Here is a 13903-nt window from a genome sequence, read left to right as displayed (position 1 = left end):
AAGCACACAAACCGGCCCACGCGTCCCGAAAGTCAGTGCTCCCGGGTATTTTTTATTGTTCAGTCGTGGCTGACGGTGTTGGCTTCGATAAAGGCAAAGTTGATATCTTCCCCGAGTCCCGGGCGCTGCGGCAGATGCACAAAGCCCTCTTCATCCATCGGGTCGACGATGCTGTTGAGATAAGCAGCGGGCTGGTCGTAGTCGAGGAACGGGTGCAGCAGGCCGCGCTCATACCAGCGGCAGTTGCGGATCGCACCGATGACCGCAAGGCTTGCCGCGCCGTTGCCGTGCACTTCGCAATCCATGCCGAAGGATTCGGCGAGGTTCGCCACTTTTAGCGTCGGCGAAATACCGCCCACACCGTTTGCACCGGCGCGCAGGATGTCGCAGGCACCCGCTTTTACCCAGTCAGCGCGGCTATGGTGTTTTCCGCCGAGGCTCTCCGGGCCGATAATCGGAATCGATAAATTCTCCGCCAGCCAGGCGTAAGAGGACATGCTCTCCTCCTCCATCGGCTCTTCAAACCAGGCGAAGTTGAGCTTCTCCAGCTCTTTGCCAATCCACAGCGCTTCGGTGCGGCTGTACCAGTGGTAACCATCAATCATCAGATCGATATCCGGCCCGACCGCTTCACGCACCGCGGCGCAGGCTTTGATATCCATTTTCGGGTTCGGGGCAAACTTCACCGGCGGCATCCAGGTGTGCAGCTTGATCGCCTTATAACCACGCGCCACCAGCGTTTCGGCAAAGGCGGCGTACTCATCCGGCGTGGAGAGACCGCCCTCGAGATCGTCGCCGCACATGGTGCTGCCATACGCCGGGACTTTATCGCGGTAGCCACCGAGCAGTTTGTAGACCGGCATATTGAGCTTGCGGCCAATCAAATCCCACAGCGCCTGCTCAACAAATGAAAGCGCGCGCTCGGTCAGCTGATGCGCGCTGCCGCGCTGCCAGTGGACCAGATCCTGCCAGATGCGCTCGCGGTTAAAGGGATCCTGACCGACCATCACTTTGCGGAAGAATGCGGTGAGCACGAACGGGCGCACCACTTCCGGCGGCGCGAATGAATAACCGGTTGTGCCATCGTCTGCGGTGATGGTTAACATCGCCATCTTCGCCTGCGTCTCCGGCCCCGGATGGGAGTGCCCGGCGCTGTCAGAGACCCGTCGCGTGGGGTGCTGAAAGACGGTGACGTTTACAGATTCAATTTTCATTCCGTATCCTTGAGTTTTGAAAAGCTGTTTCAGAACAAAATATATGCACAAAACCTGGTCACATCCTCGGACAAATAGCGCTAAGCAGCGACCATTTTTTGGGCATGCGCACAAGGATGCGTGACACTTTTCACAAAAGGTTGCGGAAATGTGATCGGAGTCCGTGGGGGAAAGACGCGAAGGAGAGAGAAAGCCCCCTTCCTGGCGGAAAGGGGCAACAACAGCGATCAGGCGATGGTGATCTTCTCGTCGAGATAGACATCCTGCACGGCATTAATCAGCTTCACGCCGTCGGCCATCGTTTTCTTGAACGCTTTACGCCCGAGGATCAGCCCCATGCCACCGGCACGTTTGTTGATCACCGCCGTGCGTACCGCCTCGGTGAGATCCGCCTCGCCGCCGGAGGCACCACCAGAGTTGATAAGCCCGGCGCGCCCCATATAGCAGTTGGCTAACTGGTAGCGCACCAGATCGATCGGGTTGTCGCTGGTGAGCTTGCTGTAGACGCGCTCATCGGTGTAGCCGAATTTCACCGCGTTATAGCCGCCGTTATTCTCCGCCATCTTCTGCTTCACGATATCCGCGCCGATGGTGGCGGCAATATGGTTTGCCTGGCCGGTGAGATCCGCTGAAACATGGTAATCGACGCCATCTTTCTTAAACGCGGAGTTGCGCAGATAGGCCCACAGCACCGTCACCATGCCCAGTTCGTGAGCACGCTCAAAGGCGGTGGAGATCTCTTCAATCTGCCGACGGGATTCCGGCGAGCCAAAGTAGATAGTCGCGCCGACCGCTACCGCACCCATATTGAACGCCTGCTCAACGCTGGCGTAGTAGGTCTGGTCATAGGTGGTCGGGTAGCTGAGAGTTTCGTTATGGTTGAGTTTCACGAGGAACGGAATGCGGTGGGCATAACGGCGAGAGACCGAAGCCAGCACGCCGTAAGTTGATGCCACACAGTTACAGCCCGCTTCAATTGCCAGCTCGACGATATTTTTCGGATCAAAGTAGAGCGGATTGGCGGCAAACGACGCACCTGCCGAGTGCTCAATCCCCTGATCGACCGGCAAAATGGAGAGATACCCCGTGCCTGCCAGCCGCCCGTGGTTGTAAAGGGTCTGCATGTTTCGCAACACCGCAGGCGGGCGGTTGTTGTCGATCATCACGCGGTCGACGTAGTCGTGTCCGGGCAGATAGAGCTGGTCGGCAGGAATGGTCATGCAACGGTGTTGCAGAAGGCTGTCGGCGTCTTTGCCAAGTAACTGCACAATATCAGTCATTACAATGCTCCCGTAAGCTTGCGCTTCGCGAATTGGATTGTCCTTACCCACCTGCCTGGCGATGGGCAAACTAAGCCTGGTACTCTGGCGTCAGAATGTCCACCACCCGGCATTTTTTCAGCTTATTCTGCTGGCACGTTTCGGTTTCTGATTTACCACCACTGATGGAAGTGGTGTACCGGCCCGATCCCCTCGCCCACTTCAAGCGTATCGGCCTGTGCCAGCGCAGCGGTCAGCCACTTTTTCGCCTCTGCAACCGTTTCAGCCCAGCCGGTATGGCGCGGTCGCAGCGCCGCCAGCGCCGCCGAGAGCGTGCAGCCTGTGCCGTGGGTGTTTTTTGTCAAAATCCGCGCGGTAGTGAAGCGCTGCGCGCCATCGCGGGTGAAGAGCCAGTCGGGGCTTTCGGCGTCCTCCAGATGACCGCCCTTCATCAACACTGCTTCACAACCGAGCGCTAACAAAGCTTTGCCCTGCTCATGCATCTCGCGCTCGCTGCGCGCATGAGACGCATCTAACAGCGCCGCCGCTTCCGGCAGATTGGGCGTGATAAGGGAAACCTGCGGCAGTAAATGCTGGCGCAGGGCGGCGACCGCCGCAGGGGATAACAGCGGATCGCCGCTTTTCGCCAGCATTACCGTATCCAGCACCACATTGCGCACCTCGTAATGGCGCAGACGCTCTGCCACCGCTTCGACAATATCGGTTTCCGCCAGCATGCCGATTTTAGTGGTGTCGATGCGCACATCGCTCAGCACGGAGTCCAGCTGGGCGGCAACAAAATCAGGCTCGATGCGGTACACCGACTGCACGCCGCGGGTATTTTGCGCCACCAGCGCGGTGATCACCGAACAGCCATAAGCCCCCAGCGCCGAGAAGGTTTTTAAATCCGCCTGGATCCCCGCCCCGCCGCTCGGGTCGGTGCCAGCAATGGTTAAGGCATTAATCCGTTTCATTACAATTCCTCCCCGTTTGTCGCCAGCGCATCAAGAAAGGCAGGCACAAAACTGCCAGGGCCAGCGCTCTGCTTCACCGCGCGGCTGCCCGCCTGCTTCATGATCCGGCAGGCCGAGGCGACATTGAGCAGTCGCTCGCCGGGCAACGCGCAACAGGCAGCTACCACGGCCGAGAGCGCGCAGCCGGTGCCGACCACGCGCGTCATCAGCGGATCGCCGCCGCTGACGCTGAGGGTTTCTCTACCATCGGTGATGTAATCAATCTCGCCGGTGACTGCGATCACCGCACCGGTCTGTTGCGCCAGCTGCTGCGCCGCGGGTAATGCCGCCAGCGCGCTGTCGGTGGTGTCGACGCCGCGCCCGCCGCCCGGCATTCCGGCAAGGGCGAGGATTTCAGAGGCGTTGCCGCGGATGGCGGCCGGTCGCAGGGAGAGGAGTTGCTGGCAGAAACCAGTGCGAAACGCGAGTGCGCCGACGGCAACCGGGTCGAGGGTCCAGGGGGTTTGCGCGCGGTTAGCGCTCTCAATTGCGGCGCGCATCGCTTCAGCGCGTTCGCGCGTCAGCGTGCCGACATTAATAAGTAAGGCATCAGCGATGGCACTGAACTGCTGCGCCTCTTCGTTATCAATGACCATCGCTGGCGACGCGCCGAGCGAGAGCAACACGTTGGCGGTAAAGGTTTGTACGACGTCATTCGTCATACAGTGAACAAGGGGAGAGAGTGTGCGGAGTTGCTGTAACGCGTGTGCAGAGTGCACAGGATCAAGCAGGTCAGGTTGCATCTTTTTTGCTCCTGCCCGGCGTGAAGAAGGGATGCCGGGCAGGCATCTGACTTCCCTACGCTGGCATTATCCAGATCAGGTGGTACGGGTATTTCTCAGCCTTCACGCAGAAGGGCACCCCGAGTCATATAGATTGAATCTCTTTATTTTTTGCCAGCTTAGGCGAAGTGGGTTGCTAACGCAAGCCCGCCCTTCCGGTTATCGCTTCTTCACGCTGTCCCCCACCTTGTACCTCAGTTTGTACCCCACTAAATTCACAACCATTGATCAAATACCAACCAACAAAACCAGTGTTATCACCTATGAATCACATAAACGGAGTCACTTTAGCAGCATAAAATACCGCACAATTTATTAACTGTAAATTTAACCAGTAAACTGCGTTTTCATTATTGTAAAGCGAAGCGGTGAGAATTACCATTAACACTACATGTTGTGTTTATTCACAAACAAAATACAACATGTACAACATACACTTCCTGAATAGGTGTTGAGAATGGCTAATAACTCAAAGCAAACATCAAGCAAAATCGCATCAGTAGCAGCACAAACCTTGAACAACCCTAACGCATCTGGAATCCAAAAGAGCCTTGCTGGTTCAGCACTGTCTCAAAAGGGTTCTTCGCACCAAACAAGCGGTGCAATGGAACATAAAGCATCTGCTGCCCTTAACAACCCTCGCTCAAGTGAATTGACCAAAGAACTTGCCGCCTCTGTTCTGGCTCAGTCCAATAAAGGGCGTAAATGAAAAAAGGGGCGCAAGCCCCTTTTTAATCTTCTTATTTATCGAGGAGATGTATTGCTTTCCAACATAAAAACATTGTGGCAATACTTGCACCCTCGCCAATATTTTTCTCATATGCTACAGCGAATGCTTTGTTCTGAACTTCAACCCAATCAAATTTGAAAGCATTCAATTCTTCAAGAGTGACTTTGTAATCATGTTTATGCGCATAATTATTTCTCACCTTGTTTATCGCTTTGAATGCAGAGTAGTATTTATTATTGAGTAAGCCCATAGCAAAAGCCAAATCTACTTTTAAATCATAAGAACGGGTAGATCTGAAAAATGCCTTAGGCTCAACAAGGTTCCTTGAAATTAATGTCTCAAGAACTTTTTCAATAAATAGATGCCCCTTCAAAATTGGAGATAATTCCTCTTCTGCAAATATAAGGCGCTCCATAACATGCTGGTCAAGTTCTTCGGAAGACAAATCATCAAAGTTCAATTTAGATTCCTTCAATTTAAATTCAGCACCGACATTTTAGCATAGCCTCTATGCGACAACACAAGTTAGCCACCCGTTGATGATTGACCGCTCAAAGTAGACAACGTGAGCGATTGCATAAAGCTGGCTTATGAAGCTCTCGCTTGGAAATCAATGTGAATCGCCACGGATAATCTAGACACTTCTGAGTCGTTGATAATACTGGTTTTCATATTCTGTCGGTGACATCTGATCGCTCGAACCATGCCGACGCTTACTGTTATAAAACATTTCGATGTAATCAAAAATATTACTGCGGGCTTCTTCCCGCGTTCCGTAGATCTTTTTCTTTATCCGTTCGCGTTTCAGCAACTGGAAAAAGCTTTCTGCAACCGCATTATCGTGGCAGTTACCGCGACGGCTCATGCTGCCCTCCAGGTTGTGTGATTTCAGGAATGATTGCCACTCATGGCTTGTGTACTGACTGCCCTGGTCCGAATGAACCAGCACCTATTTTTGAGAGTTACGCCGCCATACAGCCCTCAGCAGTGCGTTCAGGACAATGTCGTTTGTCAGCCGGGATTGCATGGACCAGCCGATAATTTTGCGTGAGAACAGAGCAACAACCACGGCAAGATACAGCCAGCCTTCGTGGGTCCTGATGTAAGTTATGTCCGTTACCCAACGCTCATCCGGAGCATCCGGATTCAACTGTCGCCGGAGCCTGTTGGGCGACACGATACTGACCTCGCCTTTACGTGCCCGCGGACTCCGGTAGCTGACCTGAGCCTTTATCCCGACACGTTTCATCAGTCGCCAGACTCTGTTGACTCCGCACTGTTGCCCGCAGTCCCGCAGATCCAGATGGCTCTTGCGATAACCATAGACGCATCCCGATTCCAGCCAGAACTGTTTAATTTGTCCCGTCAGTCTCAGATCTGCCTGATGGCGTTGTGAATGCGGCTGCTGAAGCCAGGCGTAAAAACCACTGGGATGAACATCCAGCACCCGAAAGAGCAGGCGAACAGGCCAGCAACGTGTGTTGTCACGGATAAAGGCGTACCTCAGTCGGACAGCTTTGCGAAGCACGCCGCGGCTTTTTTTAATATGTCCCCTTCGTCGGTAACCCGCTTCAGCTCTTTCTGGAGACGGCGGATCTCGGCCTGAGTATCTGACTGTTCTTTATGAGTGGAAGAATCCGGACCGTACTTCTTTATCCAGGCGTAAAGGCTGTGGGTGGTGATATCAAGACGTGTTGCAACGCTGGAAAAAGAATAACCACGATCAACAACCTGTTTGTCCGCTTCATTTTTAAACTCTTCGGGATAACGCTTACTGCTCATGTGCACCTCTCTTTAAGTCATCTTAAATGACTCTGAGGTGTCTGTTAAACCCGTGGCGATTCAGCCAGCCCTGGCCCACGCAAGGTTCACATTAACTTTGACAGACGAACGGGAGACAGACAACGCGAAGATTTGCGTTTACAGCAATGCCAATTATACAGAGACAGTGACAATCAGACCCTCCGAACACTGCAAATACACACGCACCTTTTGACAATGAATACTAATTCTCTTTTTAGTCGATTTCGTCATAGAAATTACTATTACCTAACAAACCGAATTAATCTTTCAGTGGAATTAGTTTTTTACCTGTATCTTCAAAAAAGTTGTATTCATCCCAATAAACTGTATACCAGCGCATTATCCCAATTGGATTTCGGTCAAGAATGCTTTTTAAATAAGACTTTGTTTTTTTCTCTTGAGGGTAATCAGAGGAATAAATTACGATGCAACGAGCATTTAATCCTCCACCGCCTCTCATAAAAAATGATAGATCTTTAAAAGTTAATGAATTGAAATGAGCACAATTCTCCACATCATTATCTAATTTCACCACCATTGACTTTATTTTATCGTATAAGAAAATCATTTCATTAAACAACTTATTATTTGCTAGGTTAGCATTTCTTTCATTAATCGTTTTTAAATAAAGCTCATCTTTTATAATTCCTATTGGATACCTAGCTTGTTGTACTATGTCTTGAGACAAAAGATCCAATAAATTCAAATCATAATCTGATAGAGATAGTTCTAAATCTTTAATCATATATAGTAAATCATGGCTGTAAAACTTAAATTTTTGAGAGATTGTATTTTCAGTAGCGCCATAGTTCATAAGTAAAACTGCTGATTTCAATAGCAATTCAAAAGCATAACCTAATAAAAGACGACTGCTTTTATCTGTTGCAGTCGCTATGTCTATCAATTCATAAATAGTCTTATCATTTTTATTAGCATCAGAGAATTTTCTTTTACTCTCATCTCCTTCACTACGTAGTAACTTTGCAGACAAATAAAGACTTTTTGACTCTTTAATCCATTCATCTCGTTTAAAAATCCCTTTCCCTTTTTTATTTGTTACAACTGAATTAGCCATTTATTACTATTCCTCAGAAGTAATGAATTCAATTTCATAATACATACTAATAATGTTAGTAATAACAAAGATTAACTTTACAACATCAACACGAGTTGCATAGTATTGTTGTCTTCCATGGGCAAATGCGTGCCTATTCAACGAATCAAAACTTTCAAAATCAATCTTGATAAAATACTTATATAAAAATTGTTTAATTAAATAGATACTCTGCACAAACTGATAAGGAATTTCACTATCATGTTCAATGAATTGACCGTTCTCATCGTTTTCAATCCAAACTTTTCGTGCCAAACCCATACTATACTTCACATTACTTAAATCACCATCATTTGAAAGATCAGCCAAATACCTTTCAAGTATTGCAAATAATGAAGGAATACAGACTTGATAAAACCCTTGCCTGTATGCTTGAACTACCTCTACTAACTTCTTGTGGATAAAAGGATTTTGTTCCTCTTCAAGATTTATTATTTTGAGAAATACGTTTTCAAAATTAAGTTCAAAAAAACTCATGAACCCTAATTCAATTTCTTTATCCGATAATTCTGATGAAGGGCATTGAAAGTAATCATAACAATCAAAAGCTAATGGGGGGACCCATCCATTTTTAGATAATCGATTGAAAAAATCCCTTGAGAGATAATCATCTTTCTCTAATCGCTCAAGAATAATTTCCATTATTGAATGGAATTTTTCAACAGTTAATTTATTTAGTAACATCTCAAACCTCATAAATTAGAAGTCTATAGACAAACCATCATCAATGAAAAAAATAATAAATACAAGCACATAATCAAAATTTATTATTCCCAGTTTAAACCATCGATCACATAGCAAATGCTTTGCAGTGGGAATGTATGTAAATAGCGCTTAGTAATCCCGCCACTTTTCTCGTGACCAACCGTTTGTTGTAGATGCAGAATGTTCTTTACCCATCCAGCCATCGCAGTAGAGCAAACAGAATGACGAATACTGTGCAAAAGTCTTCTTTGCCCGTAATCATCGAGATACGCAATACCAAGCTGATCACGGAGATCTGAAAACATTTTGCCTATCTTCGTCATGTTCGTTCCTGCCACTTCTGAGAAAATCCGCTCCTTCCATTGGCGATCAACGTAGTCCATAAATCCCCATTCGATCAATTTCGAGTGGATCACTACTTGTCTGGTAGCGTTTTCAGTTTTCCCCTGACCTCCCTCGGCAATCAGGAAGTAATGCCGTTGGCTGTCTTCATCGAATTTTATCTGTGACTTCTCCAGTTTGGCAATCTCGCCTCTTCTGGCTCCGGTGTATGCCAACAGCAATGTGATCCACTTTTGCCAGCTGTCAGGCTGTTTAAGCGCCCACCCCACTAACTTTTTCAGCTCTGCTGTGCTGTAAGCACCGAACCTGGCTTTTGAAGGTGCTGCTACTCCATCAGTTGGGGACTTCTGCAAAACGTCTTTGCCTTCAGTGAGAAAAGTTTTAAACAAGGATTTGTAGATTTTGAGGTGCTTATGAATAGCTTCAACACCCACGAGATCATCCGGTGGCACATCGTCACATTCTATCAGTTGCTGGATGGACATTGATCGATAAGGCTGTACAACGCGCTTAGGGAGGTTCTCAACAACTTCCATCACCAGCTTAATGTCCTGCTTTGTGATCATCGTTACATCAGTTTCGCCTCCCAAGACAGTTAGCAACACTTCTATGTAACGCTCATTTGCCATTGAGATCGATTTTGTCCAGTTGCACCCTTTTTCATCTTTGTACATCGCCCACGCATCGGAAAGGGTTAGCACCCTTTCCGATACAACTTGTGCCACTGGCTCAACGATTTCAGTAGATACAATAATTGGCTGACTGAGTAACTGCATAATTTTCAGAGACTTACGTTCTGACACAATCAGGTTTGACACAAAAGCATCAAACATCGGGATCGGTGTAGCTAGTGATTTAACAAAAGGAATGTGCGGAATAACGCCAACCATCAAAGCAGATGCTTCACGATAACTATCAGTGAGAAGGGATTTTTTATACATCCTGCCATTTGAAAGCCGGATTTGCAGATAGTAATTGCCGTTTCGTTGAAACGTGTATGGAAGAGTTCTGTACCTCATGATTAAGCCCTTTTTGTACCTCTAGTGCATTTAGCACGGACAAAAAGAGATGCAATCTAATGATAAGTAGGCCAAAATTTGGCCCCTACGCTGGCATTATCCAGATCAGGTGGTACGGGTATTTCTCAGCCTTCACGCAGAAGGGCACCCCGAGTCATAACATCAATAAATTGTGGTGAAACCGTTCAGTAGCTTAATGCTGATAGTTGACGGTGTAAATGCGCATTTACCCGCGCGGTCAGTGGCGGATCTGCGCCAGTTCTGCTTCGGTAAGCCCGGTCATGCTCATCACCGTGCTGCGATCGAGGCCGTTTTGCAGCATCGTCCGTGCGATGCGGAACGCCTCTTCTTTGCGTCCCTTCTCGATACCGCGCTGCTCGCCAAGCTGAATGCCTTGTTCAATTCCTTGCTCCCTACCCTTTTGTTCAAGCTGCTGTGCAATTGTCATCAATTGGTCCTCATGCTGTGGTGCCTTTAACGCCAGTTCACGTACAAAGGCGTGCGCATCTGCTGTCTCGCCAGCGTACACCAGGTAGTTTATCAGCGAAGCTAATTGCTGTCGTGTGATGTGTTCGTTCACCAACAGCGTCGCGAGCCGGTCCAGAATTTCGCTTAAGTCGCGCTGATGGATATGTTTTTGTAACAGCGTCAGCGCCGCCATACTGCGGTGATTCATTATTTCGTTATCCGGGATCGCCGAGACATCAACGAGCGGAAAACTGCTGCTGTATAGCTCTTGCGCCGTTGTCGGGCTGACAAACAGCTCTAACCAGTTCGTTGACCACGGATAAGGGGTGCGCTTGCCGGTATAAAAAAGCAGGGGAATAACTAACGGTAGCGATTTATGCCCGGCATCAAGATGTCTCTGCATCGCGGCAATCGCGTATCGCAGTAACCTAAAAGCCATATGGCGATCGGGGGTGGATTGGTGCTCAATCAGCACATGAATATATCCCTCCCCTGCGCGTGTTTTCAGGCTGTAGAGCACGTCGCTGTAATAAGCCCGCAGGTTCTCTTCAACGAAACTGCCCGACTCCAGCCTGAGCGTACCTAAATCGCAGAGTGCCAGTAAATGTGCAGGCAGATGCAGTTCTATAAAATCCCTGGCCGTCGTCGGGTTGGTCAAAAACTGTTTGAATGCCGCATCGTGCGGCGTGGGGGTGATCTTTTTTTTGCGTTGCGTGGTCGTATCGGACATCAAGGGTTTGCCTCCCTGGCTTACGTTATTTCCCTCTAAATATCACTAAAATCTGACCACGCCTAGATATGCTTTTTCTGAAAAAACCAATTAGCTTTCCCTGTTATTTCATCAACTTATGCGCAATAACCTGCAACTGTTGGGCGATCTCCTGCAGGTTAGCGCTCTGCTCCTGCAATGCGCCGGTGGAGTGGCGCACAATCAGCCGCGCGGGGAGTACGGATGAACTGCGGGCGGCGTCGCCGTGGCCGCTGTCGAGCAGGCGACGCACCGCCTCTTTGCCCTGCAAATCTAGATCCAGCGAGACGGTGGTCAACGACGGGTGGAAGAAGGAGCTTTCATAGGTGTCGTCGTAACCGATCACCGATTTCTCGCCGGGAATGGCAATCTGATGTTGATGAAACGCGCTCAGGACGCCAAGCGCCATCTGATCGTTCCCGACCAGTACGGCGGTAAAGTTGGGCGTTTCGCGCAGCATCTGCAGTGCGCCTGCGTAACCGCTCTGCGCATCCCAGTTGCCGTGAAATACTTTCACCGGTTTCAGGCCGTAGCTATCAAGCGTATCCACCCAGCTTTTCAGCCGCAGCTTTGCCGAGACGGAACTTTCAGGCCCCGCCAGCAGCGCGATATCACGATGGCCTAAATCATAAAGATGTTTGACGCTCGCACGTGTACCGTCCGCCGGGTTGAACGAAACATTAAACACCGAGCTGTAAGGATCAACGTCGAGGAACAGGCAAACAATATCATCATTGTCAGCCGCAATACGCTGGGCTTCATCGGTCTCCAGCGGCACGTTAATGATCACCTTATCAACCAGCTGCGACTTCAGTTCGTTGATAGCCGACTGGATATCATGATTGACGTTCTCATCAATCATTGAGATCAGCACCTGGTACCCGTCGAGATTGGCATAGCGTTTTACCGCCGCCGCCACTTGTGAAGGGGCATGCAGCGCCAGCGAAGTGGTGACCAACCCAAGGGTCTGACTCTGCTTACCCACCAGCTGTTGCGCCAGCCGGTTCGGCACATAACGCAGCAACTCTATCGCTTTCTCAACCTTGAGACGCGTGGCTTCGGATACATTGGCAGATTTATTGAGTACCCTGGACACGGTCTGATAGGAGACACCCGCATGGCGGGCAACGTCTTCCAACGTCGCGCTTTTAGACTTCATGGTCCGGTTCCTTATGTTGTTATGCGCCAATTGTAACAGGGCAGATCAAAAAAAACGCTCACCGCTCATTTCCTCGCCGCTTTAGCCACCAATAAGTATCACGCTCACAATACGCATAAATGTGAACGAATTCTCCACCTGTAACAAAAATCGCTGATTTATTTGCACTTAATCACACATTTTAGATCCTCAGTTTGCCTGTTTTTACATTTAAGCATTTTATGACTGCGATTATGTGAACGTAATACAAAACAATAAGAGGAACACGATGAAGACTCCACTACGCACACTCTCTCTTGCGTTAGCCGCCGCGCTGACCTCAACCTCGCTGATGGCGGCCACCTCGGTACCCATCGATTTTCACGGCTACCTGCGCGGCGGCGTGGGCGTGTCGGGCGATGGCGGCCAGGTGGAGTGGCAGAAAAATAAGATCGGTCGTCTGGGCAATGAATCCGATACCTACGGCGAGCTCGAGCTGGGCTCGGAAGTCTACAAAAAAGATGACGTCAGCTTTTACCTCGACAGCATGGTCAGCATGGTGTCGGATGGTTCCAACGATAATGAAACCACCATCGGTGACGATGCGCAGTTCGGCTTACGCCAGCTGAACCTGCAGATCAAAGGGCTGATCCCCAATGATCCCAACGCGGTGATCTGGGGCGGTAAACGCTACTATCAGCGCCACGATCTGCACATTATCGATACCAAATACTGGAATATCTCCGGCTCCGGCGCGGGGATCGAAAACTACACCTTCGGGCCGGGCGCCGTCTCTTTTGCGTGGATCCGTGGCGATGCCAATGACGTGGATTACCGCGTTGATAACGACAATGACGTCAATATTAACTATCTCGACCTGCGTTATGCCGGCTGGAAACCGTGGGCGGGCGCGTGGACGGAGTTTGGCATTGATTACGCCATGCCGAATCCAACCAAAAAGCAGAAGGCTTACGGCGGGCTGTACGACGCGGATGATGGCGTGATGCTGACCGGTGAAATCAGTCAGGATATGCTCGGCGGCTACAACAAGCTGGTGTTGCAGTACGCCAACAAAGGGCTGGCGCAGAATATGGTGTCGCAGGGCGGCGGCTGGTATGACATGTGGAACTATGTCAACGACGCTACCGGCTATCGCGTGATCAACACCGGGCTTATCCCAATCACCGACCGCTTCTCCTTGAACCATGTGTTGACCTACGGCGCGGCCGAAGATACCACTGCGTTTACCGACAAATCCCGTCTGGTATCGCTGGTTGGTCGTGCGCAGTATCAGTTCACCGAATATGTGCGTCTGATTGGTGAAGTGGGCGGCTTTTACCAGAAGGATAATTACAAAAACGGCACCAACTATAAGCAGAGCGGCGAGAAGTACACTGTCGCGCTGGGTCTTGCCGACGGTTCCGATTTTATGTCGCGCCCGGAGCTGCGCCTCTTCGCCTCTTATTTAAATGACTCTGAAGATGGTAAATCCTTTGAAGATGGCACCAAAAATAATACCTGGAACTTTGGTGTGCAGGTGGAAGCCTGGTGGTAAACAGCCATTATAT

12 protein-coding genes, 1 pseudogene and 2 riboswitches are annotated in these 13903 nt (G+C 49.7%); of the genes and pseudogenes, 2 read left to right on the top strand and 11 right to left on the bottom strand.

From position 1 onward, the window contains the following. Window positions 1-59 precede the first annotated feature (59 nt). From N7V53_RS08600 to thiM, 4 genes are all read right to left on the bottom strand, one after another. Entirely contained in the window at window positions 60-1214 is a 1155-nt protein-coding gene (locus N7V53_RS08600; protein WP_279793063.1) for a mandelate racemase family protein, read from the bottom strand. A 227-nt stretch (window positions 1215-1441) separates the two neighbouring features. After that, window positions 1442-2494: a class I fructose-bisphosphate aldolase gene (fbaB, locus tag N7V53_RS08595; RefSeq protein WP_023478565.1), complete on the bottom strand. Its 1053-nt coding sequence runs from the start codon at window positions 2492-2494 to the stop codon at window positions 1442-1444. Window positions 2495-2646: 152 nt separating this feature from the next. After that, window positions 2647-3447 carry a bifunctional hydroxymethylpyrimidine kinase/phosphomethylpyrimidine kinase gene (gene thiD, locus N7V53_RS08590; RefSeq protein WP_279793062.1) on the bottom strand — a complete coding sequence of 267 codons (801 nt, stop codon included), beginning with the start codon at window positions 3445-3447 and terminating at the stop codon, window positions 2647-2649. Then, on the bottom strand, window positions 3447-4229 hold the full coding sequence (gene thiM, locus N7V53_RS08585) for a hydroxyethylthiazole kinase (protein WP_279793061.1): 783 nt from the start codon (window positions 4227-4229) through the stop codon (window positions 3447-3449). The genes thiD and thiM overlap by 1 nt, the downstream gene beginning before the upstream one ends. A 35-nt stretch (window positions 4230-4264) precedes the next feature. After that, a riboswitch (TPP riboswitch) is annotated at window positions 4265-4361 on the bottom strand. A 364-nt stretch (window positions 4362-4725) separates the two neighbouring features. Here thiM and N7V53_RS08580 point away from each other — a divergent pair. Next, entirely contained in the window at window positions 4726-4977 is a 252-nt protein-coding gene (locus N7V53_RS08580) for a hypothetical protein (RefSeq protein WP_279793060.1), read from the top strand. Window positions 4978-5008: 31 nt separating this feature from the next. On the opposite strand, the gene N7V53_RS08575 is transcribed toward N7V53_RS08580, so the two are convergent. From N7V53_RS08575 to N7V53_RS08545, 7 genes and pseudogenes are all read right to left on the bottom strand, one after another. Continuing rightward, window positions 5009-5458, bottom strand: a complete 450-nt coding sequence (locus tag N7V53_RS08575) for a hypothetical protein (RefSeq protein ID WP_279793059.1) — start codon at window positions 5456-5458, stop codon at window positions 5009-5011. Window positions 5459-5632: 174 nt separating this feature from the next. Beyond that, a pseudogene (locus N7V53_RS08570) lies at window positions 5633-6780 on the bottom strand (IS3 family transposase). A 280-nt stretch (window positions 6781-7060) separates the two neighbouring features. Further along, on the bottom strand, window positions 7061-7876 hold the full coding sequence (locus N7V53_RS08565; protein WP_279793058.1) for a hypothetical protein: 816 nt from the start codon (window positions 7874-7876) through the stop codon (window positions 7061-7063). Between the two features lie 6 nt (window positions 7877-7882). Next, window positions 7883-8599 (bottom strand): hypothetical protein, encoded by a 717-nt coding sequence (locus tag N7V53_RS08560; protein WP_279793057.1) that lies wholly within the window; start codon window positions 8597-8599, stop codon window positions 7883-7885. 83 nt (window positions 8600-8682) lie between these two features. Continuing rightward, on the bottom strand, window positions 8683-9981 hold the full coding sequence (locus N7V53_RS08555) for a tyrosine-type recombinase/integrase (RefSeq protein ID WP_279793056.1): 1299 nt from the start codon (window positions 9979-9981) through the stop codon (window positions 8683-8685). 67 nt (window positions 9982-10048) lie between these two features. Beyond that, a riboswitch (TPP riboswitch) is annotated at window positions 10049-10143 on the bottom strand. Between the two features lie 76 nt (window positions 10144-10219). Next, window positions 10220-11179 carry an Rpn family recombination-promoting nuclease/putative transposase gene (locus N7V53_RS08550; RefSeq protein ID WP_279793055.1) on the bottom strand — a complete coding sequence of 320 codons (960 nt, stop codon included), beginning with the start codon at window positions 11177-11179 and terminating at the stop codon, window positions 10220-10222. 103 nt (window positions 11180-11282) lie between these two features. Next, entirely contained in the window at window positions 11283-12356 is a 1074-nt protein-coding gene (locus N7V53_RS08545; RefSeq protein ID WP_023478571.1) for a LacI family DNA-binding transcriptional regulator, read from the bottom strand. A 268-nt stretch (window positions 12357-12624) separates the two neighbouring features. On the opposite strand from N7V53_RS08545, the gene N7V53_RS08540 reads away from it, so the two are divergent. Beyond that, entirely contained in the window at window positions 12625-13890 is a 1266-nt protein-coding gene (locus tag N7V53_RS08540; protein ID WP_279793054.1) for a maltoporin, read from the top strand. Window positions 13891-13903: the final 13 nt, after the last annotated feature.

The organism is Kosakonia sp. HypNH10 (genome assembly GCF_029850615.1).
Classification (GTDB): domain Bacteria; phylum Pseudomonadota; class Gammaproteobacteria; order Enterobacterales; family Enterobacteriaceae; genus Kosakonia; species Kosakonia cowanii.
This window is presented reverse-complemented; position numbering and strand designations above follow the sequence as displayed.

Bases quoted from the DNA above. Each gene is read 5' to 3' on its own strand.
- fbaB (WP_023478565.1), bottom strand. From the start codon at position 2,494: ATGACTGATATTGTGCAGTTACTTGGCAAAGACGCCGACAGCCTTCTG.
- N7V53_RS08565 (WP_279793058.1), bottom strand. From the start codon at position 7,876: ATGGCTAATTCAGTTGTAACAAATAAAAAAGGGAAAGGGATTTTTAAA.
- thiD (WP_279793062.1), bottom strand. From the start codon at position 3,447: ATGAAACGGATTAATGCCTTAACCATTGCTGGCACCGACCCGAGCGGC.
- N7V53_RS08545 (WP_023478571.1), bottom strand. From the start codon at position 12,356: ATGAAGTCTAAAAGCGCGACGTTGGAAGACGTTGCCCGCCATGCGGGT.
- N7V53_RS08555 (WP_279793056.1), bottom strand. From the start codon at position 9,981: ATGAGGTACAGAACTCTTCCATACACGTTTCAACGAAACGGCAATTAC.
- N7V53_RS08560 (WP_279793057.1), bottom strand. From the start codon at position 8,599: ATGTTACTAAATAAATTAACTGTTGAAAAATTCCATTCAATAATGGAA.
- thiM (WP_279793061.1), bottom strand. From the start codon at position 4,229: ATGCAACCTGACCTGCTTGATCCTGTGCACTCTGCACACGCGTTACAG.
- N7V53_RS08550 (WP_279793055.1), bottom strand. From the start codon at position 11,179: ATGTCCGATACGACCACGCAACGCAAAAAAAAGATCACCCCCACGCCG.
- N7V53_RS08540 (WP_279793054.1), top strand. From the start codon at position 12,625: ATGAAGACTCCACTACGCACACTCTCTCTTGCGTTAGCCGCCGCGCTG.
- N7V53_RS08580 (WP_279793060.1), top strand. From the start codon at position 4,726: ATGGCTAATAACTCAAAGCAAACATCAAGCAAAATCGCATCAGTAGCA.
- N7V53_RS08600 (WP_279793063.1), bottom strand. From the start codon at position 1,214: ATGAAAATTGAATCTGTAAACGTCACCGTCTTTCAGCACCCCACGCGA.